Here is a 24,739-nt window from a genome sequence, read left to right as displayed (position 1 = left end):
GCGCCAACCAAGCCACTTCAACAGAATATGAAGATGCTGGCGGCCTTCGTTGTGGAGGCGCAATTATATGCTGTACGGGTGGTCGACTACGGTGGTGGAAGAATATTCAATGACTCGCTATTTGGCGGAACACATACGCGGCCCATGACCCAACCCCTCGATCTCGTCACTCAGCTCAGCTACCCCAGCCAACCGCTTGCGCAAGTCGCGGTTTTCTGGGCCATCGGCATACTTTGCGTCTGGCGCCGTCGATATAGATACGCGCTCACGTTGATGCTGTTTGGCATGGCATGGTTGGCGCTGTGCAGCACGCCGACATTCTCCGACTGGCTGCGCAACAGCTTGGAGAGTCGCTATGCCCAAAGGGAAGCGAGCGCCTACCCGGTTGCCGATGCCATCGTCATCTTGGGTGGAGCCAGAGTAAGCAACGATTCGGCGACGCCTCCCGAGGGCCAGAGTCGATCTCCGGAATCGCGAACGGGCTTCGGTTTCCTGCTCTTCCAGCACGCAAAGGCACCGTATGTACTGCTCTCTGGTGGGAACGGCGACGCAGCCGCCATGGCAGCTGCACTGGAAACATGGGGAGTTGAGCCCTCCGCCCTAATACTTGAGACTCGGAGCCTCAATACCCATCAGAACGCGAAATACGTCGCAGCAATTATGAAGGATCGGAAACTAAGACGCATTCTTCTAGTGACATCATCTATTCATATGCCACGTGCGGTCGCCAGCTTTAAAAAGGAAGGCGTGGAGGTCACCCCTGCACCCGCATTAGATCGACGCAGCGAGCATCGCTCCGTCAAACGACGATGGCGCCCTGCCACAGTTCTTCTATTGACCGGACAGAGCTTGAAGGAATACTGCGGCATGCTCTATTACCGCTTGCGTGGATGGCTATGAAGAGCCGTGAGCGACAACACTCAATAAGACAAGAGCTGATCCACGAAGGCTTCTGGCGTGCGGCGTGCCAACTCGGCATCGAATTTCTCGCCAGCACCTACAACCGGCTTAGTGAGCGCTGTGAGTAATGCACTTGCCAACGCCCCGGCATCGCGAACAGGACAGGTAATCAATCCTTCTATATCAGACACACCATCCGCGCAATGAGTTGCTACTACACGATCATTCGCACGCATCATCTCCAATAACACGTTCGGGAACCCCTCAGCAATTGACGAAACTACGCAGACGTCCGCGGCACGCATCACTTCGTGCGGCGTATTGGTGACACCGCTCAGTGCGACGTTCCTGCCCAGTTCTAAACGCGCGATAAGCGCTTCCAGCTTTGGTCGCTCTGGTCCTTCGCCATATATGTGCAGTCGCGCTGCAGGCCGTTGCTCCAATAAGACTGCGAAGGCCTCGACTAATACGTCGAAACCCTTTTCAGGGATCAGCCGTCCCACCGAAACATAGAGGGGACCGTCGTCCAGTCTGCGCATGCAACGAGCATCGTTAATAGGAGCAATAGGATTCGCCATCACAGCGACCCTTTGTGCTTTCACCGCCCCTGTAAATTTTAGCAACTCAGCCGCCATCTCGTTGGTCTGACAGATAACCTTATCTACCGAACCATAAAAAAGATAGCACACCCAGTAATAGACGCGCCGCAGGCCGCGAAAGCGACGTGAGATGATAGTGGATTCGCGACACACTAATCGGCGCGTGTGAAGAAGGCGGATTCTGCGCAAGAAACCTGTAAACGCATTGCAATGCGTCAACGAGGAAAAGGTTAGCGTGTACCGCCTATGGCGCAGTAGGCGCATGAACAGAGGCAATGCACGCATCACACCGTAAATCTCACGCGTATCCGACAGCACGTACACGCAGCAGTTGGGATGTGCGCTCAGAGTGTTCGAAAACAGAGCGCCGGTTCCGCGAGAAAGGCAAACCACGTCTACTGCCCAACCCCTTTCAAGGAGTTCGGTAGCCACCATTCGAAGAATACGTTCCGCGCCCCCCATGCGATCCGAAGGCACAAGTAGAAGAGCGAACTCACTCGGCATAGTTAAACTCTTTTTGCGCTTCCAGACAGGATAGGACCCACGTCCTATAATCGACACTGTCACGTGGTATCACGTCTCGCTCTGAAACATAGAATCGGAGCGCCTTAGCTTCGAACTGATCGAAAGTTCCAATAACCTTCGCAGGTACGCCGACAGCCACGGAACCTTCGGGCACCGATCGAGTCACAACTGAGCCAGCACCAATGATGCAACGACTCCCGATCCTGACGCCAGGAAGGATGATTGAATTGACGCCGACGAATACGTCGTCACCGATCGAGATCGGGGCAAAACGAAAACGGCGACCTTTGACGTCTCGAATCAGCCAAGTCGACCCATCGTGGGTGATGAATTGCACACCTGACGTCACTGTCACTCGCTTTCCGATTGTCACTAGAAATGGCTCGCTGCCGAACTGCCGCGTATAGATCCGGCAACCTTCACCGACGCTGACACCCAGCTTTCTCGCCAACCAAACCCCGCCGCGCAGCCTGGCGAGCAATACCAAGATAATTTTTTTCATCGGAATACGAACCTCTTCCTTAACGGCAGTACCAACGCGCTGGCGAAGAAGGCCGGCAACAACGCATACATCAGAACGCGAGGATCGCCAGATCCACCGGAGACCACCAGGGTCACGATGATCCACGGCACGATGATCCGCCTAAATCCTGGTTGCAAAAGTGCCCTGTCCAGCAACGCCAATAGATAGCCATAGACGGCCATTACCAACAGCACGCCCAGATAGCCTAAGGAATACACACCAAAGGCGACAAGTCCCGGTGGAATGCGGCTGTCGTAGACGCCGGTGATCATGTACGTGTTATACACACTAATTGGGACTGGCTTTTCCATACCAACCAAGCGCGTTGGGAGGATAGACAAGGGGGCATTAACAACGTCGATGAAATAACGCATACCGCTGAGGTCATACACGTAAGCATCCGCCGCCCCGATTGACGCGTAATGATGTTCAAAATTTTGCAATATCTTGAAGTTGTCGCCGTCGCCAACGTTAGCCACGCGCTGCTCGAACGCCTGGGACACCGAATCAGCGGACATCGAAGCAAAGAATTGCTTGCCATATAGGAGCACAAAGTATCCCACGCAAATCGCGCCAATAATAATAAGCATTCGCTTGGGTGTGAATTTTGCCCTCGGCCCTAACGTGGCAAAATAAAGAATAAAAAGAGCCAATCCCAAGCCTAGGAAGCGATTACGGCCAGCCATCATCAGGAAGCCAAGTATTACCACTATTGTGCAAATAATCACCAATACCGCATTCGAATAACCATATTCTACCTTTAGCGCAACCAGTCCAAGTAATGAAAAGGCACTAACTGGAATAAGGTACTTGAGGAAAAGAAAGTTACCGTCGGTCTGCAGTAAATCGTCGCCACCGCCAGCACGTATCATGGCCGCATCCTTAAGTGCGGCCAACAGCCCGCCGTATTGACTTGAATACACGACAATGCATATTGTGGACAGAATAAGACAAAGCCAAACGAAGATCAGCATTGGCTTTTTCTCATCTCTGGGTTGTCGCTCACGGATCCGCCGCATCCTCATGGTCACACGATAGGCCATAACGGAGACGAGATAACCCAATAAAACAAACACCACGGTAAAGAACTGATTGCCTCCGTTATATTTTGCAGCCCAGATTGCCTCATCCCCCATGGCTGCTGGCAAAAAGTGTTCAACTGATGGCGTAATGAAATAGGAAATCGAATAGAACAACGCAAAAATATGCAATCCAACAAGCTTTTTCCGAGCGACAAACTCAGCCCCAATCCAAAAGATATTGAAGACGCCAACAATGAGGAGGAAGGCAAAAACGATGTCGTTCAAGCTATTCGCTCCCGCGCATTTTTATTAATCTCGCTGGGACGCCGCCAACAACACTGTAGGGCGCTACGTCGCGTACTACGACCGCACCCGCGGCCACTACCGCACCCTTGCCTATGGTCACACCGTCCAATATCCGAGCGCCCGTTCCCAGCCACACGTCGTCTTCAATCGTCACCCCCAAGGCTATAAGGCCTTGCGTACGGATAGGCTTTTTTGGATCCGAGAAAACATGGTTGGAGCTTATTATTGAGCAATGTGCGGCGATGCGCACGTCGTCGCCTATGCGAACCCCTCCGCAGCCGTTAATGAAGCAAAAAGCGTTGATACTTGTATTGGCACCAACTTTAATGAATCCGCGATAAGTTTTAAGGACGGCGAAGCGACCAACGTAGCTATCGCGCCCTATTCTTATCTCCCCAAACCTATCGCACAGCAAGCTCGAAAAGCGATCGGCCACAACACCATTCGCGAGACTGATGTTACGGCGCACGCCGAGCATCGACACGGGGAACTTCAGCTGCGCGCGCCAGCCAACTCCCTTAGTCTGCAGATATCGCATCAACATGTAATTTTCCAAGCTTGGGACGCTTTGTGCCAGAGGAGAAAGTTATAAATGATTCCTGGCGTGAAAATCAGAAACAGGCCAAAGTAGAATTCATCATCAAACAAATATAGGGCGGTCGCTGCGATAATGACGACTCGCAACAGAAGTTCTGCGGCCTGCATACGAAAAATATAACCTGTCTTGCGATATGCAGTGAGCGTTGCAGACGCGGGCGGATTGGAGATCACGGAGCCGCCCCAAGCGCTCATGACCATCACTGCCATGCCAGCTTGCCGCCACTTCTCCTCGGACAAGTGCATTCCGAACATCCACAATGCCAAACCGCCAAGCAGCAGTACAGCCCAACCCATTGCAGCGAGCGAAACCGACCACTTTCGTAGAATACCCCTCCCCACATGTGCTTGACGCCTCTCAATGAGCAGTCGGAATTGATGGGTCAGATGAGATCTCACCGAATTGGAAAGCAATGTAACGGGCATCCTAACTACCCGATCGGCGAGGAGGTAGGCCGCTGCGTAGCGTGGTTCTGCAAAGTGAAAAATGGCAAAGTACGGGGCGTTCAGCGATATTCCGCTCAGTATGGATTGCCCGAGATACGACATCCACACGTCGGAGTAAACCCTCGCTGCCGCGCGTATTGATCCAAAGGATGGTCTAGCCCCTGTAATACGCATTACTTCTAGCAAGCATCCTGCCGCCACCATTCCCGACGCGATGGACAAGCCAAGCAGGACAGCGTTGGCGTTCGCGCGGGACCCCAGCCACGCAAACCCAATAACGCACGCAGATACGGTGAAAGATCTGAACACTGCGATGCGTCCGGCGTAACCGGATCTGTCCCTTCGTATCAAAACCTGCTGAGATATATTCACTGCAGACATAGCAAACGCCGAGATCGCTCCGGCGGTATAGCTACCAGCTTGGCTCCCAAACGCACCTGCCTGATCGAGAAGCACTATGGCCGCTGCCAGGATGAGCGCGGATACCAGCGCGCCCCAAGCCAGGTCGTCCGACTCAGCATCGGAGCGCGCGACCAATATGGCTTGCTCCAGCCTCAGCGTGGCAAAAGAGCTAGCTAGGCTACTGAGGCTGAGCGCATAACCGTAGGTCGCCAACGGCGAAGCCGGCAGGAGTGCTGTCAGCACCAGCATTGTAGACGCCGACAAAATCTGCGCCATTAGTTGCCAAGTGGAGTATCGGACAACGTGCGAAAGCACCGCTTAGGCCCCGTAGTATTCGCGGTACCATTCGACGAACCGGGCTACTCCCTCTTCCACCGACACGGCAGGCCTGTAGCCCACGGTTTGGATCAACTCGGACACGTCCGCCTCGGTGTCTGGTACGTCGCCCGCCTGCAGCGGCATCAATTCCATCTGCGCCTTGCGTCCGATGCAGTGCTCTAATACCTCGATGTAGCGCAACAGCTCCACGGGTTGCTCGTTGCCGATGTTGAACACGCGGTATGGCGCTACGCCACTTCGGCCTGGGTCGGGCGCCATAGCGTTCCAGCGCGGATCTTTTTCGGACACTGTGTCCAAGGTGCGGATCACGCCCTCAACGATGTCGTCGACATAGGTGAAGCTGCGGCGATGATGACCGTGGTTGAAAACTTTGATGGGCTCTCCAGCAAGAATGGCTTTAGTGAATAGGAACAACGCCATGTCCGGCCTACCCCAAGGACCGTACACCGTGAAGAATCGCAGTCCAGTCGTGGGGATGCCATACAAGTGCGCATAACTATGCGCCATCTGTTCGTTGGCCTTTTTGGTTGCCGCGTATAGCGTCAACGGATGTTCGGTGGATTGATGCTCGCTGAAAGGCATCGCTCGATTTGCCCCATAGACCGAACTCGTCGAGGCGTACACCAAATGCTCCACACCGTGCCGACGGCAACCTTCCAGGATGTGCAGGAAGCCCGTTACGTTACTGGCCACGTAGACATGGGGATTTTCCGCGGCGTAGCGGACCCCGGCCTGCGCTGCCAAATTGATCACGCGCCGGGGCTTGTGAATGGCAAAGGTATCCTCAACTGTGGCGCGGTCCGCCAGATCGGCCTGGACGTGCGTGTAGTTGGGGTGTTCCATGAAGCGCGCGAGGCGTGCCTTCTTCAGATTGACGTCGTAATAATCGTTGAGGCTATCGAAACCAATGACTGTGTCGCCGCGCTCAAGCAGTTTGATGGCGACGTGGGAGCCGATAAACCCAGCAGTGCCTGTAACCAATACTTTCATTTTTTAGTCCAGATTCAGAGACGACCATCGACGGCAGTGCGCGGCAATACGTACTTGACGTCATAGAGCACTGAATCCTGTTTGCCCAAGGCTCGAATGCCGTCAGCACCTATGTCGACGAATTCTTGGTGACCGACGGCGACGATCACCGCGTCATAGACGCCAGGTTGCGGCTGCGTAATTGGTGTAATGCAGTATTCATGCTCGGCCTCCATAGCGTTCACCCACGGATCGTAAACATCGACCGCGGCGTTGTACCCATTCAATGCCTGCACGATATCCACGACACGAGTGTTACGCAGGTCCGGACAGTTTTCCTTGAACGCGAGGCCCAGTACCAAGATGCGTGCACCGACCGGGTTGATACCCTTGCGCACCATTAGCCGAATAACTTCATGGGCAATATAAGGCCCCATGCCGTCGTTGGTTCGACGCCCAGCCAAAATAACGTCTGGATGGTGACCGACTTCCTGTGCTTTGTGAGTCAGGTAGTAGGGGTCGACGCTGATGCAATGGCCGCCGACCAAGCCCGGACGGAACGGCAGAAAGTTCCACTTGGTGCCGGCGGCCTCCAGTACTTCCAGTGTGTCGATGCCGAGCTTGTTGAACAGGATGGCAAGGTCATTGACAAGGGCGATGTTGAGATCGCGCTGGGTGTTCTCGATTACCTTGGCAGCCTCGGCGACTTTCAAGGAGCTGGCTTTGTGCGTGCCTGCGGTGATGATCGAACTGTAAAGGCGATCGACAAAATCAGCCGCCTCCGGTGTAGAGCCTGATGTCACCTTGAGGATGGTGGTAACGCGATGCAACTTGTCGCCCGGATTGATCCGCTCGGGGCTGTAGCCGGCGAAGAAATCGCGGTTGTAGATAAGACCGGAAACCCTTTCCAGGATCGGTACGCAGACTTCTTCGGTGCAGCCGGGATACACGGTGGATTCATACACCACGACGTCGCCCTGTTTGAGCACTTTGCTCAAGCTCTCACTAGCCTTGACCAACGGGGTCAGATCGGGGCGCTTAGCCGAGTCGATCGGGGTGGGCACAGTGACGATGTAGACGTTGCACCCACGGATAGCATCCAAGTCGGCGCTAAAGCTCAGGCGTGGTGCGGCGGCAAGTTCCACGGCATCCACTTCCAGAGTGTGATCATGTCCACTTCGCAACTCTTCGATGCGTGCGGTGTTGATATCAAAGCCCACCGTATCGAAGTGTTTGCCGAATTCTACGGCGAGCGGCAGACCGACGTAACCGAGGCCAATGATGGCGATCTTCGTGTTTTCCAGTGAGTGCATGTGGCTTCCGTTGGATGAATTGGAGCGGGCTTGTCTTGTGTGGCCGGACGACAGGGGAGCCGTTGGTGCGGGCTCGACCGCTGATTATGGGGTTTTCGTGTTGCAAGGGCGATGCGGGGTGGATTGGAGTCTCGCGAGGGTGACAGTCGAAGTGATGGGCTATGGCTAACGGAACGATTCGGTCTTTGCTTTTTTGTGGCGCTGAAAACCAGAGACGGAGCGGAAAAGCTACCCCTCCTCGGTCCTCCCCTGCAGACAGGGGAGGAAGCAAAGCAGCGGCAAGAGCGACCCCTCCTCGGTCCTCCCCTGCAGGCAGGGGAGGAAGCAAAGCAGCGGCAAGAGCGACCCCACCTCGATCCTCCCCTGCAGGCAGGGGGAGGCAGAGCGGCACGCGTCATTTCGCGGTTTTGTATTCGTAGTAGCCGTAGGAGTAATAACCGGCGCTGCGGCGCTCCACCGCGTTGAAGATGGCGCCCTTGATTTCCACGCCGTTCTGCTGGAAACGCTGCTTGGCCAGGGCGATCTCGCGTGCCTGGTTCAGGCCGAAGCGCACCACCAGCAGGCTGGTGCCGGCGTGGTGGCCGATCACGGCCGCGTCGGTCACCGCCAGGATCGGCGGGGTGTCGATGATGATCAGGTCGTACAGCGGCATCAGCTTGTCGAGCAGCGCGGTGAACTTGGCGTTCATCAACAGCTCGGACGGATTCGGCGGCACCTTGCCGCGAGCGATGAAGTGCAGGCCTTCGACGCCTTCCACGCGGCGCAGGGCGGCGGCGATGTCTATCTGCCCGGCGATCAGTTCGGACAGGCCGTTCTCCGGCTTGCCACCCAGCACCTTGTGCTGGCTGCCCTTGCGCATGTCGGCGTCGATCAGCAGCACCTTCTGTCCGGCCTGGGCGATCACGGCGCCGAGGTTGGCCGAGACGAAGGTCTTGCCGGCGTTGGGGCTGGAACCGGAGATCATCAGCAGGTTGTTCTTCGCTTCCAGCCGGGCGAAGTGCAGGCTGGTGCGCAGGCTGCGCAACGCCTCGGTAGCCAGGTCGGCCGGCGAATTCACGGCCAGCAGGTGTTGCTTGCCGTTGCTGCCGTGTCGGTGCTGGTCCGCCACCGAGATGGCGATCTCCTGCTCGCTCAGCGGAATCGAGGCGTACACCGGCAGGCCGAGCTGCTCGATCGCGGCCGGGTCTTCCACCCCGCGGTTCAGCATCTGGCGCAGGAAGATGAAGGCCACGGCCAGGAAGCCGCCCAGGAAGGTGCCGCCGAGCACGATGATCGCCTTCTTCGGCTTCACCGGATGGCTGGTGTCCACCGCCGCCTTGTCGATGATGCGCACGTTGCCCACGGTGCCGGCACGGGCAATGTCGAGCTGCTGCGCCTGGTTGAGCAGGCTGGTGTAGGTTTCGTTGCTGACCTGCACGTCGCGGGTCAGCCGCAGCAGCTCCTGCTGGGTGTCGGGCAGCTGGCCGACCTGCTTCTCCATCGCGTCCTTCTGCGCCTGCAGCTGGCCGATCTGCTGCATCAATGCCTTGTAGGCGGGATGCTCGGGGGTGAAGCGGCGCTCGATGTCGGCCTGCTGCATGCGCAGCTGCTGGATGCTGCTTTCGATGGCGACGGTCTGGTCCAGCAGGCCCTTGGTCTGCATGGTGATGTCGACCGAGTGCGCCTGGGTCTGGAACGCGTTCAGCGCAGCGGTGGCCTTTTCCAGGTCGCGGCGCACGTTGGGCAGCTGCTCCTTGACGAACTTCAGGCTGTTGGCCGCCTCGGCGGAGTTGCGGTCCACGTTCTGCTTGACGTAGATCTCGCTGACCTGATCCAGCAGGTTGGTCGCCAGGACCGGGTCGGCGTTGTTGTATGTGAGCGCGATGATGCCGGAGTCCTTGCCCTGCTCGCTGGCATTGATGTCCTGCTGCAACTTGCTGATCACCGCCAGGTCGCGCTGGCGAACCACGTCGAAGCGCGTGCCCGGATTGGCCAGCAGCGATTTCACCTGGATGGTTACGCCGTGGCCGCTGGCCGACTTGCCGACCTGGCCGTCGAGCAGCTTGTTGTCGTCGTCATCGAGCAGGCTGTAGGCGCCGTTGCCGCCGGCCACCAGGGTCAGCGTTCGACCCAGCAAGCCCGACGGCACGTCGAGCTGGAAGATATCCAGGGTCGAACCACCCCAGTCGTAGCTGTTCATGCCGAACTTCGGGGCGGCCACGGCGCCGGGCTGTGCCGGAACATAGCGACGGGCGATGAAGTTGCCGACCAGCGGGAAATGACGCGGGGTGATGCTGGTGGCCAGGTGCAGGTTGTCGGCGGCACCGCCGACCACCGTGCGCGAGGTGATCAGCGCGATTTCGGTGGTGGCTTCGGAGCTGGAGGCACCCAGGGTCTGGGTGAGATCGCTGAGGCCCGGCAGGCTGGGCACCTTCTGCTCGACCTGCACGATCGCGTTGGCCTGGTAGATCGGCGTGGCCAGCAGCGCGTAGGCCACGCTGACCACGAAGAACACGCTGGTGACGATGATGATCAGCCACTTGTGGTCGATCAGGGTACCGAGCAGTTCGCCCAGATCGATTTCGTCGTCGCTGGACGACGGGGTTTGCGTAGCGGCCATGCAGGGGCTTTCCTGGTCTGTATATATATATAGAAGGGTGGGATTACAGGTAGCGCAGCCAGCTATCAACACCTTGCGTGATCAAATCGTATACATGATCGAACGCAGGACGTTGCTGGCGGTACGGGTCGGGGACGTCCCGCGCCTGCACCCATTTGTCCAACACGAAAATCTTGCCGCTGGCTTCCGGAGCCAGCCGCACCATCGCGTCGATGTGGCTTTTCTCCATGCCCAGCACCAGATCGGCTTCGCGCAGCATCGCGGGCGTCAGCTGTCGCGCACGATGGGCTGCGCCGTCAATGCCGTGTTCACCCATCACCTGCATTGCCGTGGCATCCATCGGGTAGCCGGTCATGGCGCGCAAACCGGCACTGCTCACCTCGATGTCCTTCGATGCCAAGCGCTCGCGCAACAGGTATTCAGCGGTGGGGCTGCGGCAGATGTTGCCTATGCAGACAGTCAAGATCCGTTTGAACACCCTCGATGACTCCTCGATTGCCTGGCAGGCCGGCCTGATGCCCTGGTGACCCGCGCTCCTGTGGATTGTTGAACACTCCCCCTGGAGCTCCTGACGGTATCGTGCGACGTTTCGTGAAGACATCTTCACAACCGCGACGTGTGCACGTTTCCCGAACAGCCCGACATGATAACCGAAGCCCAGCCAGCTTGGAGGCCCCAGCCTGACTGGTTCATGTATGTACCCCTGCAAATTTGTAGGTATACTGCCCGAGCGCGGATTTCACATCCGCTTGACGCCATACCTCCCGGGGAAAAATTCATGAAGAAGATGATCGTTGCGCTTCTGGCGACAGGCCTGATGGGCTCCGCGCTGGCCCAGTCCGCTGATCAGCAGCAGCCCGCTGCCCCGCCGCCTCCGCCCGCACCCGCGGTTGCAGGCGCGAAGACCGCCACGACGCAGTCGCTGGGTGACATGACCCCGTTCTACGTGATCGGTGGCGTGGTTGTCGCCGGCGCCATCGTGGCTGCTTCCAGCGGCGGCAACGATCACAAGACCAGCACCCCGCCGCCCACCGGCACCACCGGCACGAACTGAGCGACGCGCATCGTTTCAAGAGCCGCGCCAGTTCTGGCGCGGCTTTTTTTGTGCGCGCAACGCACAACTGTGCCCTATCCGGAGGGCCCAGCCCGGGTGATCGAAGGTTCGTCCTTGCCGTACATCATTCCTTAACCTTGCTTTGGTATGGTCAGGTGACAGGCGGGATCCCGGTGCCGTGGGATGGCCCAATATGAAAACCATGCTTGCAAGTCTTTTGGCCGCCGGCCTGTTGGCCGCGGGAATGGCCCAGGCCTCGGAACCGGCGCCGCCAGGCGCCCAGGACAACCGGAACCCCTCGCCCTCCCCGGCCGTCGCCGGCGCCGCAGCCGCCGGGTCCGCCTCCACCGGCGGCATCACGACGGGCCAGGCCATCGCCACCGGCATTGCCGTGACCGCCGTAGTCGCCGTCGTCGCAGGAGCGGGCAACGACGACAGCCACGGACATGTGCCCGGCACCGGAGGCACGGGCACTACCGGAACCACGGGAACCACCGGCACCACCGGCACGCATTGACACGCATCCAGTCGGGCGGCCCTTCCTTGGGCTTGCCCACCCCCTCCCCTGCCTCGGCAGGAGAGGGCCGGGGTGGGGTGCTCCCGCTCTGAGCTGTCCCCTGTCAGCCTTCACCTTCACTACACCAGCCCTCGCGTACATGGTTCCTTCACGACGACTCGCTATACTGCCCGCGTTATATTTTCCCGAACGCCGGTCACAAGGAGCACCACATGAAAATGATTCTTCCCGCACTTCTGACCGCTGGACTGATGGCTTCCGGCCTGGCCATGGCGGCGCAGCCGCAACCGGACAACGCTCCGAACCCGCCAGCCCAGCCGACGGTGGCTGGTGCCAACGCCGCCAGTGGCGCCTCCACGGGCGGCATCACGGCAGGCCAGGTGATTGCAGTGACCATTGCCGTAGTCGCGACGGTCGGTGTGGTGGCTGGCGTCGCTCGCGACGATTCGCATCCGGTACCTGGTACCACCGGCACCCACTGATATCCTGTGGCTGATCGCGAACAAACGTGCCGACTTCGCTCGGCACGTTTGTCGTGTCTGTCGTTCCCTCGTCGCCTTGAGTCCTCTTCCATCGTGAAAACATCCCCTGCCCTCCTCCTCGTTGCCTGCTTCGCCCTGTTGAACGGCTGTGCGCTGGCGCCGGGCCAGCACATGTCGACCAGCGAACTCTCCCGTGGCGACACGGTCGACAACAGCCAGGTCGAACTGGTGCCGATCACGCCGAAGCTGATCGCCATGGATCGCGCCAGCGCCCAGGCCACGGCCGTGGCGCCGGCCCTGCTGTCGTATCAGCCGGAGCCGTACCGGATAGGCGCAGGCGACACGCTGTACATCACCGTGTGGGAACACCCCGAGCTGACCTCGCCGGCCGGCCCGCAGCAGCAGACCCTGGCCAATGGCCGCCTGGTTCGTTCCGACGGCACCTTGTTCTACCCGTACGTCGGCGCGCTGAAGGTGGCCGGCATGACGATCGAGGGATTGCGCGAAGCCATCAGCAAGAAGCTGGCCGCGTATGTCGAGAAGCCCCAGGTCGACGTCAGCGTGATCGGCTACCAGAGCCAGCGCGTGCTGCTGCAGGGCGCCTTCGTCAAGACCGACCCGCAACCGATCACCGCGGTGCCGCTGACCCTGGCCCAGGCGCTGGGCACGGCCACCATCAATACCGAGCAGGCCAATCTTTCCGGCCTGGTGCTGACCCGCGACGGCCAGGACTACCAGCTGGACCTGGACGCGCTGAACGGCGGCGGCAAGCTGGCGCAGGACATCTACCTGAAGCCCGGCGATCGCCTGTTCCTGCCGTACAACGATCGCCAGGAAGCGTACGTGGTGGGTGAAGTGGTCAAGCCGATGGCGATCAACTTCAAGACTTCCGACCTCAGCCTGACCCAGGCGCTGGGACGCGCGGGCGGCCTCAACCCGCTCAGTTCAAAGGGCAAGGCGGTGTACGTGATCCGCGGCGTCAGGGATCTGGAACAGGCGCCGTCGAAGGTGTTCAGCCTGGACGCGCGCTCGCCGGCCGCCTTCGCGCTGGCCGACCAGTTCATGGTCAAGCCGGGCGACGTGGTGTTCGTGGGACCGGCCGGCGTGACCCGCTGGAACCGCTTCTTCAGCCAGTTGCTGCCATTCTCCGGCCTGATCAATTCCGCGGCCAATGCGAACAAGGATTTCTGAGCGCGACCGGCAGGAATGCCCTTGCACGGGGCGGGCATGGCCCGCCCCACGAATTACTCTGTACTGATCAGGGAAGGGGAGCACCGGTTTGCCCGCAGACGAGTTGACGAACAGCGAACGCACCACGGCGTCGACGGCACGGCCCGCCGTCGCGCGCACGCTGCCCTGGCTGTTGCTGCTGGCCTGTCCGCTGCTGCTCGGCCTGCATGGTTGCAGCGAGCTGTCGCGCTCCTCGATCAAGGCGATGCGACTTGCGGTGAAGGGCCGGCCGCAGGTACAGCCGACCGCGGCCGAGGTGGCGGCCAAGCCGTACTTCCAGATGCAGGCGAGCAGCCCGGAAGGCAGCGCGGTGCTGATCCTGGGCAACGTCGATGGCGGACGCCAGGCGTGGTACGGCAACCACGGCGTGGTGGTGTTCATCGAGCACGGCCGCGTGGTGCAGACCACCGGACTGGGACAGAACCTGGACGGCGTGCAGTTGCCTGCCGACGATCCGTTCGCGCGCGGCCTGCAGACGCTCAGCGGGCCGGTCAGCTACCGCATGGGCAAGGACTGGTCGCCGGGATATCGCTACGGCGTGCCGGTCGACGCCACGCTGACGCCGGCGGGTCGCGAGCAGGTCAGCATCCTCGATCAGACTCACGACCTGCTGCGGGTAGACGAGCAGCTCGACGTGCCCTCGCTGCATTACCGCGTCACCAACCACTACTGGGTGGACCCGCGCGACGGTTTCATCTGGAAGAGCGACCAGCAGGTGGCGCCCGGCCTGAGTCTGCAACTGGTGCAACTGCGCCCCTACCGCGAGCCGCAGCCATGAACCGCGCATGCTTCGTGACACTGATGCTGGCCTGGTCGACGGCGGCCGCGGCGGTACAGGTCCAGGTGAGCGGCGCGGTGGCGCACCCGGGTCACACGGAATTGAACGGCCCTGCCCGCCTCAGCGACGCCGCCATTGCCGCGCAGCCGCTGCCGCAGGCCTACATGAAAGGCGCGGCCTGGTTGCGGCCAGGCTTGCTGGCCACCCAGCAGCGCCTGAAAGCCGGCGTGCTGTTCGACCTGGCCAGCCTGCAACAGCGGGCGCTGGCAGGCGACGACCAGGCATTGGCCGCGAGCAGCGCGGCGCTGCGCAGCTGGATCGGCGCGCTGCCGGTGACCGGACGCGAGTCGCCGGCGCTGCTCGATCCGCGCGCGGTGGAAGTGAATGCACCGGAGAATCACCTGCTGGCCGCCGGCGACGAGCTGTTCTATCCGCTGCGTCCCGAGGGCATCCGGGTGGTCGGCGCCGTGCAGCAGGCGTGCACCCTGCCGCTGGTGCCATTGCAGGATGCGCGGCTGTACCTGGGCGCATGCCCGCTCGGCGATGCCGCGGATCGCGACAGCATCTACGTGATCGAGCCGGACGGCCGTGTGTTCGTGCAGGGTGTGGCCCTGTGGAATCGCAGCGAGGCACAGGCCCTGGCGCCGGGCGCGGTGATCTATGTGCCGCTGCGCGAAAGCGCCGCCAGCAAGGTGGACGCCACGATGAACAGCGACATCGCCGCGTTCCTGGCGACGCAGGTGTTGCCGGGGCCGGAGAGGTCGCCGTGATGATGGTAGTTCGCGAAGAACACCCCACCCCAACCCTCCCCTGTCCCATAGGGACTTCCTTCGGTCGCAAGCAGGGGAGGGAGAAGAGCCGGAGCGCGCCGCTGCTTGTGCCCCCTCCCCTGTTTGCCCCTAAAGGGACTTCCTTCGGTCGCAGAAAGGGCCGGGGTGGGGTCGCTCTTGATCTCCTTGCCCGCCTGCACCAACCCCTGCCCATCGCATCAGGCACATCGCACCACCGCACCACGCCACGGACCTCACAGGCTTGAACACCCTCCAGCACATCCGCCGTCACTGCACCTGCCTGCTGCCGCTGGCCGGCTGGCTGATGACCTGTTCGGTGCACGCGCAGAACGCGCCGACCCAGAGCGATTGGGGCGGCGCCGGCCTGCTGCAGACGCCCACCGCGCGCATGGCCGACGAAGGCGAGGTGGGCTTCACCGCCAGCCGCACGTCGCCGTATACCCGCTACAACTTCACCTTGCAGCCGCTGCCGTGGCTCGAAGGCAGCTTTCGCTACATCAGCATCAGCAATCGTTTGTACGGAGCAATAGCGGGGAACCAGAGCTACAAGGACAAGTCGATCGACGCCAAGGTGCGGTTGTGGCGTGAAAGCCACTATCTGCCCGCCGTGTCGGTGGGCATTCGCGACCTGGGTGGCACCGGCCTGTTCTCCAGCGAATACGTGGTGGCCAGCAAGCGCTTCGGGCCGATCGATGCCAGCTTGGGCATGGCCTGGGGTTACATGGGCAATCGCGGCGATGTCCGCAACCCGTTCTCGCTGATCAGCGACCGTTTCGATACGCGTCCCGGTCGCGGCAACAATCCCGGCGGCCAGTTCAACAGCCACGATTATTTCCGGGGGCGCGCCGCGTTGTTCGGCGGCATCAGCTACCAGACACCATGGCAGCCGCTGATCCTCAAGCTGGAATACGACGGCAACGACTACAAGCACGAGCCGCAGGGGAACAACCAGCCGCAACGCACGCCGATCAACATCGGCGCGGTCTACCGCTTGAACCGCAACGTCGACTTCAGCCTTGCGCTGGAACGCGGGCGCGTGGCGATGTTCGGCTTCACCTTGCATACGAACCTCGCCCAAAGCAGCGGCCCCACCAAGCTGCTCGATCCGCCTGTACCCGAGCGCGCCGGCAAGCCGCCCACGCAAACCCCGCAGCAGGTCGACTGGACGGCCGTGAGCAAGCAGCTGCGCGACAACGCCGGCATCGAGGTGTCGAAGATCAGCCGCCGTGGCCGCGAAGTGGTGGTGACCGGCGAACAGCAGCGCTACTTCTATCCGGCCAAGGCGCTGGGTCGCACCGCTCGCGTGCTGGACAACCAGCTGGCGCCGGGCACCGACTGGTACACCGTGGTGTCCACCCGCGAAGGCCTGCCGATCGTGGCAACCAGCGTGCATCGGCAGCGCTTCGACGAACTGCTCAACTACGACATCGACCTGCGCGACTTCCGCCGCAGCGTCGAGCAGAACCCGCCGCTGCCACAGCGCGAGGACGTGCTGTACCGTGCCGAGCCGAAGAAGTTCAGCGGCAGCCTGGCGGTGGGTTACGCGCAGTCGCTGGGCGGCCCCGATGCCTTCATCCTGTACCAGGTGTACGCGAACTACGACGCGAACTTCCACTTCACCCCGAACCTGTGGTGGAGCGGCAACTTCAGCGCGAACCTGCTTAACAACTACGACCACTTCAAGTACGACGCCCCCAGCAACCTGCCCCGCGTGCGCACCTACGTGCGCGAGTACCTGACCAGCTCGCGGCTGACCATGCCGGTGTTCCAGCTGACCGCCAGCCGTCGCCTGGGCACCGATCTGTATGGCCTTCTATACGGCGGCATGCTGGAAAGCATGTACGGCGGCGTGGGCGGCGAAGTGCTGTACCGCCCGATGGGCGAGCGCTGGGCGATCGGCGTCGATGCCAACTGGGTGAAGCAGCGCGGCTTCGACCAGGACTTCTCGTTCCGCCGCTACCACGTCGCCACCGGCCACGTGACCGGCTACTTCGACCTGGGCTACAAGGACGTCACCCTGGCGCTCAGCTACGGCCGCTACCTGGCCGGTGACCGGGGCGCCACCATCGACGTGTCGCGGCAGTTCCACAACGGCGTGCGCATGGGTGCATATGCCACGTTCACCAATGTCTCGGCGAAGCAGTTCGGCGAAGGCAGTTTCGACAAGGGCATCTACCTGTCGATCCCGTTCGACCTGATGCTGCCCAGCTCGCACACCAGCAGCGCCAACATCCTGTGGCAGCCCCTGCTGCGCGACGGCGGCGCCCGCCTGGCCAAGCGCTACAACCTCTACGACCTGACCAGCGACCGCGACAGCGACCCCCTGCAGGACAACCTGCAGAAGATCACCGAGTAACCCCACCCCAGCCCTCCCCCGCATGCAGGGGAGAGGCGAAGCGGCGCGGCTCCCTCCCCTGCTCGCAGGGGAGGGCTGGGGTGGGGTCGCTCTTGATCTTGCTTCCTCGCCACCCGGAGCTACCCCCTCCCAACCTCCCCCTGCAAGCAGGGGGAGGAGCCAAAGCCGCCGCGCTACGCCAGCCGCACCTCACCCTCTTCCACCTGCACCGCCACCGTGCGCAGGTGCTCGCCGCGGCAGGGCCCGGCGATGCACAAGCCGTCGGCCTGGTTGAAGGTGGCGCCGTGCACGGCGCAGATCAGGGTGTCGTTCTTCAGCAGGAATTTGCCGGGGGCGTAGTCGAGGCGACGGCCGGCGTGGGGGCAGACATTGAGATAGCCGTGCACCTGCTCGCCACGGCGCAGCAGGATCAGGCTTTCCTCGCCGTCGACCAGGCTGGCGTCCACCGCGGTGGCGCCGCCGTCGGGGATGTCGTCGAGCCGGCACAGTGCCGGGGGTTGCGACAATTCGGCGGGGGTGGGTATATCCATCGGCACTTGCCTCGGGGGGCGGTTGGCCCCATGGTGGTCGCGTAAGTCGTTGATTTTACCACACGGATTTTTAACACATGCACTTCTCCCTGCCTCCCCTTCGTCGTCCTCGCCATCCGCTGGCGCGCGCCCTCTCGCTGGTATTGGGCGTGGCCGTGCTGGGTGTGCTGCTGGTGTTCGGGCTGGTGGTGGCTGGCGTGCTGCTGGTTGGCGGCATCGTGCTGCTGGCCGTGCGCCAGTGGAAGCAGGGACGTTCGCCGGTGCAGCGGAAGGCGACCGGCAATGGCCAGCCGGCCGTGCTGGAAGGCGAATTCGTGGTGATCCGCCAGGGTCGCCCCGTCGCGCATTGAGAGGCCGTGGGTTTTTCAACCTCGCGCAGACTCTGAGTCGTCCGGCAGGGGCGCACGCCGCCGCAGGGATGGATAATGCGCCGTCCCCACACGATCCGCCCCCATGCACGACACCTCTGCCTCCGCCGCGGCCACAAGGCCGCGCAGCCTGACTGATCCCCGCGTCCTGATTCCGCTGTCGCTGCTGGCGCTGTACGTGATCTGGGGGTCGACCTACCTGGGCATCCGGTTCGCGCTGGAAAGCTATCCGCCATTCCTGCTGGCGGGCATCCGCTTCCTGGGGGCTGGCATCGCGCTTTATGGCTTCCTGCGCTGGCGCGGCATGGCGGCCCCGACGCCGCTGCAATGGCGCAACGCCACGTTCACCGGCCTGCTGCTGCTCGGCATGGGCAACGGCCTGGTGTGCTTTGCCGAGGAGCGGGTCAGCTCGGGCATCGCCGCGGTGGCGGTGGCCAGCATGCCGCTGTTCGCCGCGCTGTTCACCGGCATGTACGGGCAATGGCCGAACCGGCGCGAGAGCATCGGCCTGGTGATCGGCTTCGTCGGCGTGATCGTGCTGAACCTGGGCAGCAGCCTGTCCGGTTCGCGGCTCGGCGCGATCGCGCTGCTGGTGGCGGCGATGTGCTGGGCGTTCGGCTCGGCCTGGAGCCGTCGACGCGACATGCCGCAAGGCCCGATGAACACCGCCGCGCAGATGCTGACCGCCAGCGTCGCGCTGCTGCTGTTCGGCTTCCTCAGCGGCGAACGCCTGCCGGCGCATCCCACGATGCATGCCACGCTGGCCCTGATCTATCTGGCGGTGTTCGGTTCGATCGTGGCGTTCAGCGCCTACCTGTACGTGCTCAAGCACGCGCGTCCCGCGCTGGCTACCAGCTATGCCTACGTGAATCCGCCGGTCGCCGTGCTGCTGGGCATCCTGCTGGCCGGCGAGCAGCTCGGACCGTACGATCTGCTGGGCATGGCGGTGATCCTGGGCGGCCTGGTGGTGATCACGCTGGCGAAACAGAGACGTTGAGGGTGTCGGGCAGCCAGGGGAAGGACTTCGGTTGAGGGGGGCTCTTCTTCCGAGCTCAAATCAAAAGCTTACCCCCTTCCAACTTCCCCCTGCCTTGCAGGGGGAAGGGCGAACGTAACGCCGCGGGGCGGCGTTGGCGTGGGTTTATTGAAGCGGGGGCGGCGTTGGCATGGTTTTATTGAAGCGGGGGAGCGGACATGAATGCAGGACGGGATGGCTGGATGGCGCGCGTCGCGCTGCGCAGCGCGGCGTGGGCGGAGCGCTGGTTTCCCGATGCATGGGTGTTTGCCGCGCTGGGCGTGGTGCTGGTGGCGCTGGCCGCGTTCGCGCTCGGCGCCACGCCGATGGCTACGGTCGGGGCGTTCGGCGACGGCTTCTGGAGCCTGATACCGTTCACCATGCAGATGGCCTTCGTGGTGATCGGCGGCTACGTGCTGGCCACCGCACCGGTGGTGGCGCGCTTCATTGATGTGCTGGCGCAGGCACCACGCACGGGACGTGGGGCGGTCGTCTACATCGCCCTGGTCAGCATGCTGGCGTCGCTGCTGAGCTGGGGCTTCTCGCTGGTGTTCGGCGGCCTGCTGGTGCGCGCGCTGGCGCGGCGCAGCGACCTGCGCATGGATTACCGCGCCGCCGGTGCGGCGGCGTATCTGGGCCTGGGTGCGATCTGGGCGATGGGGCTGTCGTCGTCCGCCGCGCAATTGCAGGCGAACCCGGCCAGCATGCCGCCGGGCCTGCTGGCGATCACCGGCGTGCTGCCCTTCAGCCAGACGATCTTCCTGTGGCAGTCGATCGTGCTGACCGCGGTGCTGATCGTGGTGTCGCTGCTGGTCTGCTGGTTCACCGCGCCGTCGGATGCGAACGCGCGCACCGCGCAGGATTTCGACATCGGCGAAAGCTCGACCCCGGCGCTGCCGCCGCGCACGCGCCCGGGCGAATGGCTGGAATACAGCCCGCTGCTGTCGCTGGCGATCGGCCTGCTGGGCCTGGGCTGGCTCGGCCACGAGTTCGCCAGCAAGCCGGCGATCAGTGCGATCGCCAACCTCAACACCTACAACTTCCTGTTCCTCACCCTGGGCATCCTGCTGCACTGGCGCCCGCGCAGCTTTCTCGATGCGGTGCATCGCGCGGTGCCCGGCACCGCCGGCGTGCTGATCCAGTTCCCGCTGTACGGCGGAATCGCCGCCCTGCTGACCCACGTACCCGGCGCCGACGGTTCCACCCTGGCGCACCGCTTGTCGAACCTGTTCGTGCACATCGCCGGCACCGAGAGCTTCCCCGCGGTGATGGGCGCGTACTCGGCGATCCTCGGTTTCTTCGTGCCCTCCGGTGGAGGCAAGTGGCTGGTCGAGGCGCCGTACGTGATGCAGGCGGCGAACGATCTGCACGTGCACCTGGGCTGGGCGGTGCAGGTCTACAACGCGGCCGAGGCGCTGCCGAACCTGATCAACCCGTTCTGGATGCTGCCGCTGCTGGGCGTGCTGGGACTGAAAGCCCGCGACGTGGTCGGCTACACCTTCGTGCAACTGGTGGTGCACGTGCCACTGGTGCTGGGCCTGCTGTGGCTGCTGGGGATGACGCTGGATTATGTGCCGCCGGTGATGCACTGAAACACCCGCAGGAGCGCACAGGGTGCGCTCCTGCGGTTTGCGTTTACAGCTCGCGCAGCGCCGTGGTCACCGGCAAGCGCGCGGCGCGCACGGCGGGGAACAGGCCGCCGATGAAGCCGATCGCCAGTGCCCATTTCAGGCCGCTCCACAGCAGCGCGGGGGTAACGCTGAACTCGAAGCTGAGCTTGCCCACCGAACCGGCCGCCAGCGTGGAGGCGGTGTAGCCGTTGAAGATCAGCCACGCCAGGGCGCCGCCGAGCAGGCCGCCGATCAGCGCCAGCAGCATCGTTTCCAGCATGATCGCCACCACCACCGGCGTGCCGCGGAAACCGATCGCGCGCAGCGTGGCGATTTCGCGGGCGCGGGCGGCGACGGCGGCGAACATGCAGTTGAGCGCGCCGAAGATCGCGCCGATCGCCATGATCACGCCGACGGTGATGCCGATGCCCTGGATCATCTTGCTGGTGCCTTCGGACTGCTTGCTGAAGTAGTCGAGGGTGGTGTCGACGTCGACCTTCAGCCGCGGGTCGGCTTCGAGCGAAGCCTTGAATGCGTCGAAGCCGTTCGGGTCGGCCAGCTTCAGCGTCACCGAGTTGCGGCTGCCGCCGCGGCGATAGGCATCGGCGACCACGTTGGCGTCGGCCCACAACTCCGAATCCAGCGCATCGCCGGAGGCAAACTGGCCGACCACGGTCCACAGCTGGTTGCCCAGCTTCACCTGGCGGCCGACTTCGAGGCCGGCGAATTCGCGCTGCGCGCCCTGCCCCACCATCAGTTCATGCATGCCGGGCTTGAACTTGCGCCCGGCGACGACCTTGACGTTCGGCCGCACCGTCCATGCCTCGTCGCCGATGCCGCGCAACTGCACGCTGCCGACGTCGTCCTCGGTGCCGCCCTTCAGCTGCAGGTTCGCGGCGACCACGATCTCCGGCGAGGCGATCGGCTTGCCCTGGGCGTCGCGGGCGATGCCGGCGACCTGCGGGATCACCACCACGTTGTCGCGTTCCAGCACCGACATCACTTCCGACGCAGAGGCACCGCGCATCACGATGGCGGTGTCGGTGCTGCCGGTCCTGCGCAGCGTTTCGCTGTAGCCCTCGCCCATCGCCAGCAAGGCCACCAGCACGCCGACCACGCCGGCAATGCCGATCACGATCACCGAGGAGGAACCCAGCCGCTGGCGCAAGGTGCTGACGCCGACCGCCGTGACCGAAGATGCCTGGCGGCCCAGTCGGGTCAGCGCCATCCACAGTGCGAACAGCACGGCCAGGCCCAGCACCGCCGGCCATGGCAGGCGCACCCATATGCCCAGCGTCACCACCAGCGCAACGACCAGGCCCAGGCCGATCATGAAATTTCCGAACTTGTTCATGGTGATCTCCTCAGCGGCCGGCCAGTGCATCGACAATGTTCAGGCGCATCGCGCGCACCGCGGGTATCACTCCCACCACCAGGCCGATGACGGCCATCAGCACGATGCCGAGCACCCAGTTGCCCGCGCCGACCGGCGGCAGGCCGAGCCCGCTGCCGGCCGCCACCGCGGGAATCAGCGCGGTGGCGATGCCCAGCCCGATCACCCCGCCGATCAGCAACAGCAGCACGGATTCGGCCAGGACCATGCCGAGCACGCTGGCGCTGGAGAAGCCGATCGTCTTCAGCACCGCCAGCTCGGACGTCCGTTCGCGCACGGCCATCATCATGGTGTTGCCCGACAGCAGCATCAGGGTGAAGAACACCGCGCCCATGATCGAGCTGACGATCAGGCCGATGTCGGCCAGCTGCTTGATCCAGTTGGCCGTGGCGGCCTGTTCGGTCTGCGTGCGGGTCTCGTGGTCGGAGTTGGCCGAGATCGCATCGATCGCCTTGGCCACGCGGTCGGCCTGGTTCACGTCGCTGACGCGGCTGACGTACCAGCCCACCGAGCCGCGGTTGTAGGGCGTGCTGTCGTCGAAGTATTTCCAGTGCAGCAGGATCAGCTGCTTGAACATGCCGCCGGCGTTCTTGTCCTTCGGGTGCAGGATGCCCACGATGTCGAACGACCAGTTCTTGCTGCCGTCATGGGTGGGGAAGATGGTGGACTGCAGCGGCAGCTTGTCGCCGACCTTCCAGTGATACTTCGCCGCGAGATCCTCGCCGACCAGCACGCCGGTGCGGGTCTCGTCGAACGCCTTGCGCTGCGCCGCCGGCACCTCGACCTCGGGGAACAGGTCGATGTAGTTCGGGCTCACCGCGAAGCTGAAGATCTGGTTGTGCGGGTCCTGGTAGGCCCCGCCGAACCAGTTCGCGTAGGCCACCGCCTTGACCCCGGGCACCTTGCCGATCGGCAGCTCCAGCGACGACGGCAGGGTCTGGATGAAGGACAGCTTCGAGCCGGTCTGCAGGCGTTCGGCGCCATTGGCGCTCTTACCCGCCTGGTCGAACGAGGTGCGCACCGCGTCGAGCATGCCGAACAGCAGGAACGCGGCGATGATCGAGACCAGGGTGAGGATGGTGCGGGTCTTGCGCCGGAACAGCGCGGCCCAGATCAGGTGGAGATATTTCATGACGGAATCCTCTGCGGATCACGGTGCTGCCACGTCGGCATGGCGACGCGGAAGCCGGAGAAGTGCGCGTAAAGCCCCCTCCCCTGTTTACAGGGGAGGGTTGGGGTGGGGTCGCTCTTGATCGCAAGGTCAAAAGCCTTGCCCCCTCCCAACCTCCCCCTGCAAGCAGGGGGAGGGGCAAAGCCGCTGCGCTCCCTCCTCTGCATCGCAGGGGAGGGCCGGGGTGGGGTCGCTCTTAGCAACATGTCCATCACGCCGTGGCCTGCTCGACCAGCGTGCCCTTGTCCAGGTGCAGCGTCTGGCTGGCGTATTCGGCCGCCTTCGGATCATGGGTGACCATCACGATGGTCTTGCCGTGTTCGCGGTTGAGCTGCTGCAGCAGGCCGAGCACGTCTTCGGCGGACTGGCGGTCGAGATCGCCAGTGGGTTCGTCGCAGACCAGCAGGCGTGGATCGGAGACGATCGCGCGGGCGATCGCCACGCGCTGCTGCTGGCCGCCGGACAGTTCGCTGGGCTTGTGGCTGGCGCGATCGGAAAGTCCGACCAGCTGCAGCGCGATCGCCGCGTTCTTCCGGCGCTGCGACGCCGACAGCTTGGTCAGCAGCAGCGGCAGTTCGACATTGCGCTGCGCCGACAGCATCGGCATCAGGTTGTAGAACTGGAAGATGAAGCCCACGTTCGACGCACGCCACTTGGCCAGCGCGCCGCCACCGAGCTGATCGATGCGCTGGCCGCCCACGCTGATGCTGCCCGCGCTGGGCGTATCGAGCCCGCCGATCAGGTTGAGCAAGGTGGTCTTGCCGGAACCCGACGGGCCCATCAGGGCCAGGAAGTCGCCCTCGGCGATCGCCAGGTTGACGTGGTGCAACACCTCGACCTTCTGCTTGCCACGCTCATAGGTCTTGGCCAGGTTCTGGATATCGATCAGGGTGCCCATGCTGT

24 protein-coding genes are annotated in these 24,739 nt (G+C 62.6%); 11 read left to right on the top strand and 13 right to left on the bottom strand.

Features of this window, described 5'->3' with window-relative positions; genetic code table 11:
• The first annotated feature begins 33 nt into the window (after positions 1-33).
• Positions 34-900, top strand: coding sequence for a YdcF family protein (locus ABNK63_RS03255; RefSeq protein WP_350016679.1), 867 nt, complete (start codon positions 34-36; stop codon positions 898-900).
• Positions 901-920: 20 nt separating this feature from the next.
• Here ABNK63_RS03255 and ABNK63_RS03250 read toward each other — a convergent pair whose 3' ends face one another.
• The 9 genes from ABNK63_RS03250 to ABNK63_RS03210 all read right to left on the bottom strand — a co-directional run bounded on the left by ABNK63_RS03250 (position 921) and on the right by ABNK63_RS03210 (position 11,019).
• Positions 921-1,934, bottom strand: coding sequence for a glycosyltransferase (locus tag ABNK63_RS03250; protein ID WP_350016678.1), 1,014 nt, complete (start codon positions 1,932-1,934; stop codon positions 921-923).
• Positions 1,935-1,992: 58 nt separating this feature from the next.
• Positions 1,993-2,526, bottom strand: coding sequence for an acyltransferase (locus ABNK63_RS03245; protein ID WP_350016677.1), 534 nt, complete (start codon positions 2,524-2,526; stop codon positions 1,993-1,995).
• The gene (locus tag ABNK63_RS03240) at positions 2,523-3,854 is read right to left on the bottom strand and encodes a hypothetical protein (RefSeq protein ID WP_350016676.1); all 1,332 of its coding nucleotides are present in this window, start codon (positions 3,852-3,854) and stop codon (positions 2,523-2,525) included. The genes ABNK63_RS03245 and ABNK63_RS03240 overlap by 4 nt, the downstream gene beginning before the upstream one ends.
• A gap of 1 nt (position 3,855) precedes the next feature.
• Positions 3,856-4,419: an acyltransferase gene (locus tag ABNK63_RS03235; protein WP_350016675.1), complete on the bottom strand. Its 564-nt coding sequence runs from the start codon at positions 4,417-4,419 to the stop codon at positions 3,856-3,858.
• Positions 4,413-5,597 (bottom strand): hypothetical protein, encoded by a 1,185-nt coding sequence (locus ABNK63_RS03230; protein WP_350016674.1) that lies wholly within the window; start codon positions 5,595-5,597, stop codon positions 4,413-4,415. The genes ABNK63_RS03235 and ABNK63_RS03230 overlap by 7 nt, the downstream gene beginning before the upstream one ends.
• 42 nt (positions 5,598-5,639) lie before the next feature.
• On the bottom strand, positions 5,640-6,650 hold the full coding sequence (locus ABNK63_RS03225) for an NAD-dependent epimerase (protein ID WP_350016673.1): 1,011 nt from the start codon (positions 6,648-6,650) through the stop codon (positions 5,640-5,642).
• A 14-nt stretch (positions 6,651-6,664) separates the two neighbouring features.
• A complete protein-coding gene (tviB, locus tag ABNK63_RS03220; RefSeq protein WP_350016672.1) occupies positions 6,665-7,942 on the bottom strand; it encodes a Vi polysaccharide biosynthesis UDP-N-acetylglucosamine C-6 dehydrogenase TviB in 1,278 nt (425 codons plus the stop codon).
• 394 nt (positions 7,943-8,336) lie between these two features.
• Positions 8,337-10,541 (bottom strand): polysaccharide biosynthesis tyrosine autokinase, encoded by a 2,205-nt coding sequence (locus ABNK63_RS03215; RefSeq protein WP_350016671.1) that lies wholly within the window; start codon positions 10,539-10,541, stop codon positions 8,337-8,339.
• A gap of 43 nt (positions 10,542-10,584) precedes the next feature.
• Positions 10,585-11,019 (bottom strand): low molecular weight protein-tyrosine-phosphatase, encoded by a 435-nt coding sequence (locus ABNK63_RS03210; protein WP_350016670.1) that lies wholly within the window; start codon positions 11,017-11,019, stop codon positions 10,585-10,587.
• A 300-nt stretch (positions 11,020-11,319) separates the two neighbouring features.
• Here ABNK63_RS03210 and ABNK63_RS03205 point away from each other — a divergent pair, with 300 nt between their 5' ends.
• From ABNK63_RS03205 to ABNK63_RS03175, 7 genes are all read left to right on the top strand, one after another.
• Positions 11,320-11,595: a hypothetical protein gene (locus tag ABNK63_RS03205; protein ID WP_350016669.1), complete on the top strand. Its 276-nt coding sequence runs from the start codon at positions 11,320-11,322 to the stop codon at positions 11,593-11,595.
• Between the two features lie 193 nt (positions 11,596-11,788).
• A complete protein-coding gene (locus tag ABNK63_RS03200; RefSeq protein WP_350016668.1) occupies positions 11,789-12,112 on the top strand; it encodes a hypothetical protein in 324 nt (107 codons plus the stop codon).
• Between the two features lie 212 nt (positions 12,113-12,324).
• The gene (locus ABNK63_RS03195; RefSeq protein WP_350016667.1) at positions 12,325-12,594 is read left to right on the top strand and encodes a hypothetical protein; all 270 of its coding nucleotides are present in this window, start codon (positions 12,325-12,327) and stop codon (positions 12,592-12,594) included.
• Between the two features lie 171 nt (positions 12,595-12,765).
• Positions 12,766-13,785, top strand: coding sequence for a polysaccharide biosynthesis/export family protein (locus ABNK63_RS03190; protein ID WP_350016666.1), 1,020 nt, complete (start codon positions 12,766-12,768; stop codon positions 13,783-13,785).
• A gap of 103 nt (positions 13,786-13,888) precedes the next feature.
• Positions 13,889-14,602 carry a YjbF family lipoprotein gene (locus ABNK63_RS03185; RefSeq protein WP_350016665.1) on the top strand — a complete coding sequence of 238 codons (714 nt, stop codon included), beginning with the start codon at positions 13,889-13,891 and terminating at the stop codon, positions 14,600-14,602.
• Positions 14,599-15,372 carry a capsule biosynthesis GfcC family protein gene (locus tag ABNK63_RS03180; RefSeq protein WP_350016664.1) on the top strand — a complete coding sequence of 258 codons (774 nt, stop codon included), beginning with the start codon at positions 14,599-14,601 and terminating at the stop codon, positions 15,370-15,372. The genes ABNK63_RS03185 and ABNK63_RS03180 overlap by 4 nt, the downstream gene beginning before the upstream one ends.
• Positions 15,373-15,634: 262 nt before the next feature.
• Entirely contained in the window at positions 15,635-17,749 is a 2,115-nt protein-coding gene (locus ABNK63_RS03175; RefSeq protein ID WP_350016663.1) for a YjbH domain-containing protein, read from the top strand.
• A gap of 173 nt (positions 17,750-17,922) precedes the next feature.
• Here the strand turns inward: ABNK63_RS03175 and ABNK63_RS03170 are convergent, their stop codons facing one another.
• Positions 17,923-18,279, bottom strand: coding sequence for a Rieske (2Fe-2S) protein (locus ABNK63_RS03170; protein WP_350016662.1), 357 nt, complete (start codon positions 18,277-18,279; stop codon positions 17,923-17,925).
• 77 nt (positions 18,280-18,356) lie between these two features.
• Here ABNK63_RS03170 and ABNK63_RS03165 point away from each other — a divergent pair, with 77 nt between their 5' ends.
• The 3 genes from ABNK63_RS03165 (at position 18,357) to ABNK63_RS03155 (ending at position 21,254) form a co-directional block, all read left to right on the top strand.
• Positions 18,357-18,629 carry a hypothetical protein gene (locus ABNK63_RS03165; protein WP_007807171.1) on the top strand — a complete coding sequence of 91 codons (273 nt, stop codon included), beginning with the start codon at positions 18,357-18,359 and terminating at the stop codon, positions 18,627-18,629.
• A 103-nt stretch (positions 18,630-18,732) separates the two neighbouring features.
• Positions 18,733-19,644 carry a drug/metabolite exporter YedA gene (gene yedA, locus ABNK63_RS03160; protein ID WP_007807173.1) on the top strand — a complete coding sequence of 304 codons (912 nt, stop codon included), beginning with the start codon at positions 18,733-18,735 and terminating at the stop codon, positions 19,642-19,644.
• A gap of 221 nt (positions 19,645-19,865) precedes the next feature.
• The gene (locus tag ABNK63_RS03155) at positions 19,866-21,254 is read left to right on the top strand and encodes a TIGR00366 family protein (protein WP_350017183.1); all 1,389 of its coding nucleotides are present in this window, start codon (positions 19,866-19,868) and stop codon (positions 21,252-21,254) included.
• Positions 21,255-21,297: 43 nt separating this feature from the next.
• Here ABNK63_RS03155 and ABNK63_RS03150 read toward each other — a convergent pair whose 3' ends face one another.
• The 3 genes from ABNK63_RS03150 to ABNK63_RS03140 all read right to left on the bottom strand — a co-directional run bounded on the left by ABNK63_RS03150 (position 21,298) and on the right by ABNK63_RS03140 (position 24,734).
• On the bottom strand, positions 21,298-22,626 hold the full coding sequence (locus tag ABNK63_RS03150) for an ABC transporter permease (RefSeq protein WP_350016661.1): 1,329 nt from the start codon (positions 22,624-22,626) through the stop codon (positions 21,298-21,300).
• A 10-nt stretch (positions 22,627-22,636) separates the two neighbouring features.
• Entirely contained in the window at positions 22,637-23,797 is a 1,161-nt protein-coding gene (locus tag ABNK63_RS03145; RefSeq protein ID WP_007807178.1) for an ABC transporter permease, read from the bottom strand.
• A gap of 250 nt (positions 23,798-24,047) precedes the next feature.
• The gene (locus ABNK63_RS03140; RefSeq protein WP_350016660.1) at positions 24,048-24,734 is read right to left on the bottom strand and encodes an ABC transporter ATP-binding protein; all 687 of its coding nucleotides are present in this window, start codon (positions 24,732-24,734) and stop codon (positions 24,048-24,050) included.
• Positions 24,735-24,739: the final 5 nt, after the last annotated feature.

It is taken from the genome of Rhodanobacter sp. IGA1.0 (assembly GCF_040208325.1).
GTDB classification, from domain to species: domain Bacteria; phylum Pseudomonadota; class Gammaproteobacteria; order Xanthomonadales; family Rhodanobacteraceae; genus Rhodanobacter; species Rhodanobacter spathiphylli.
Note: the sequence above shows the minus strand (reverse complement) of the source record. Positions and strands in the feature narration are given on the sequence as shown.

Coding starts and splice junctions, on each gene's coding strand:
- ABNK63_RS03245 (WP_350016677.1), bottom strand. CDS start 2,526: ATGAAAAAAATTATCTTGGTATTGCTCGCCAGGCTGCGCGGCGGGGTT.
- ABNK63_RS03255 (WP_350016679.1), top strand. CDS start 34: ATGCTGGCGGCCTTCGTTGTGGAGGCGCAATTATATGCTGTACGGGTG.
- ABNK63_RS03235 (WP_350016675.1), bottom strand. CDS start 4,419: ATGTTGATGCGATATCTGCAGACTAAGGGAGTTGGCTGGCGCGCGCAG.
- yedA (WP_007807173.1), top strand. CDS start 18,733: ATGCACGACACCTCTGCCTCCGCCGCGGCCACAAGGCCGCGCAGCCTG.
- ABNK63_RS03165 (WP_007807171.1), top strand. CDS start 18,357: ATGCACTTCTCCCTGCCTCCCCTTCGTCGTCCTCGCCATCCGCTGGCG.
- ABNK63_RS03190 (WP_350016666.1), top strand. CDS start 12,766: ATGTCGACCAGCGAACTCTCCCGTGGCGACACGGTCGACAACAGCCAG.
- ABNK63_RS03145 (WP_007807178.1), bottom strand. CDS start 23,797: ATGAAATATCTCCACCTGATCTGGGCCGCGCTGTTCCGGCGCAAGACC.
- ABNK63_RS03205 (WP_350016669.1), top strand. CDS start 11,320: ATGAAGAAGATGATCGTTGCGCTTCTGGCGACAGGCCTGATGGGCTCC.
- tviB (WP_350016672.1), bottom strand. CDS start 7,942: ATGCACTCACTGGAAAACACGAAGATCGCCATCATTGGCCTCGGTTAC.
- ABNK63_RS03140 (WP_350016660.1), bottom strand. CDS start 24,734: ATGGGCACCCTGATCGATATCCAGAACCTGGCCAAGACCTATGAGCGT.
- ABNK63_RS03180 (WP_350016664.1), top strand. CDS start 14,599: ATGAACCGCGCATGCTTCGTGACACTGATGCTGGCCTGGTCGACGGCG.
- ABNK63_RS03150 (WP_350016661.1), bottom strand. CDS start 22,626: ATGAACAAGTTCGGAAATTTCATGATCGGCCTGGGCCTGGTCGTTGCG.
- ABNK63_RS03195 (WP_350016667.1), top strand. CDS start 12,325: ATGAAAATGATTCTTCCCGCACTTCTGACCGCTGGACTGATGGCTTCC.
- ABNK63_RS03155 (WP_350017183.1), top strand. CDS start 19,866: ATGGCGCGCGTCGCGCTGCGCAGCGCGGCGTGGGCGGAGCGCTGGTTT.
- ABNK63_RS03215 (WP_350016671.1), bottom strand. CDS start 10,541: ATGGCCGCTACGCAAACCCCGTCGTCCAGCGACGACGAAATCGATCTG.
- ABNK63_RS03230 (WP_350016674.1), bottom strand. CDS start 5,597: ATGGCGCAGATTTTGTCGGCGTCTACAATGCTGGTGCTGACAGCACTC.
- ABNK63_RS03200 (WP_350016668.1), top strand. CDS start 11,789: ATGAAAACCATGCTTGCAAGTCTTTTGGCCGCCGGCCTGTTGGCCGCG.
- ABNK63_RS03170 (WP_350016662.1), bottom strand. CDS start 18,279: ATGGATATACCCACCCCCGCCGAATTGTCGCAACCCCCGGCACTGTGC.
- ABNK63_RS03225 (WP_350016673.1), bottom strand. CDS start 6,650: ATGAAAGTATTGGTTACAGGCACTGCTGGGTTTATCGGCTCCCACGTC.
- ABNK63_RS03250 (WP_350016678.1), bottom strand. CDS start 1,934: ATGGTGGCTACCGAACTCCTTGAAAGGGGTTGGGCAGTAGACGTGGTT.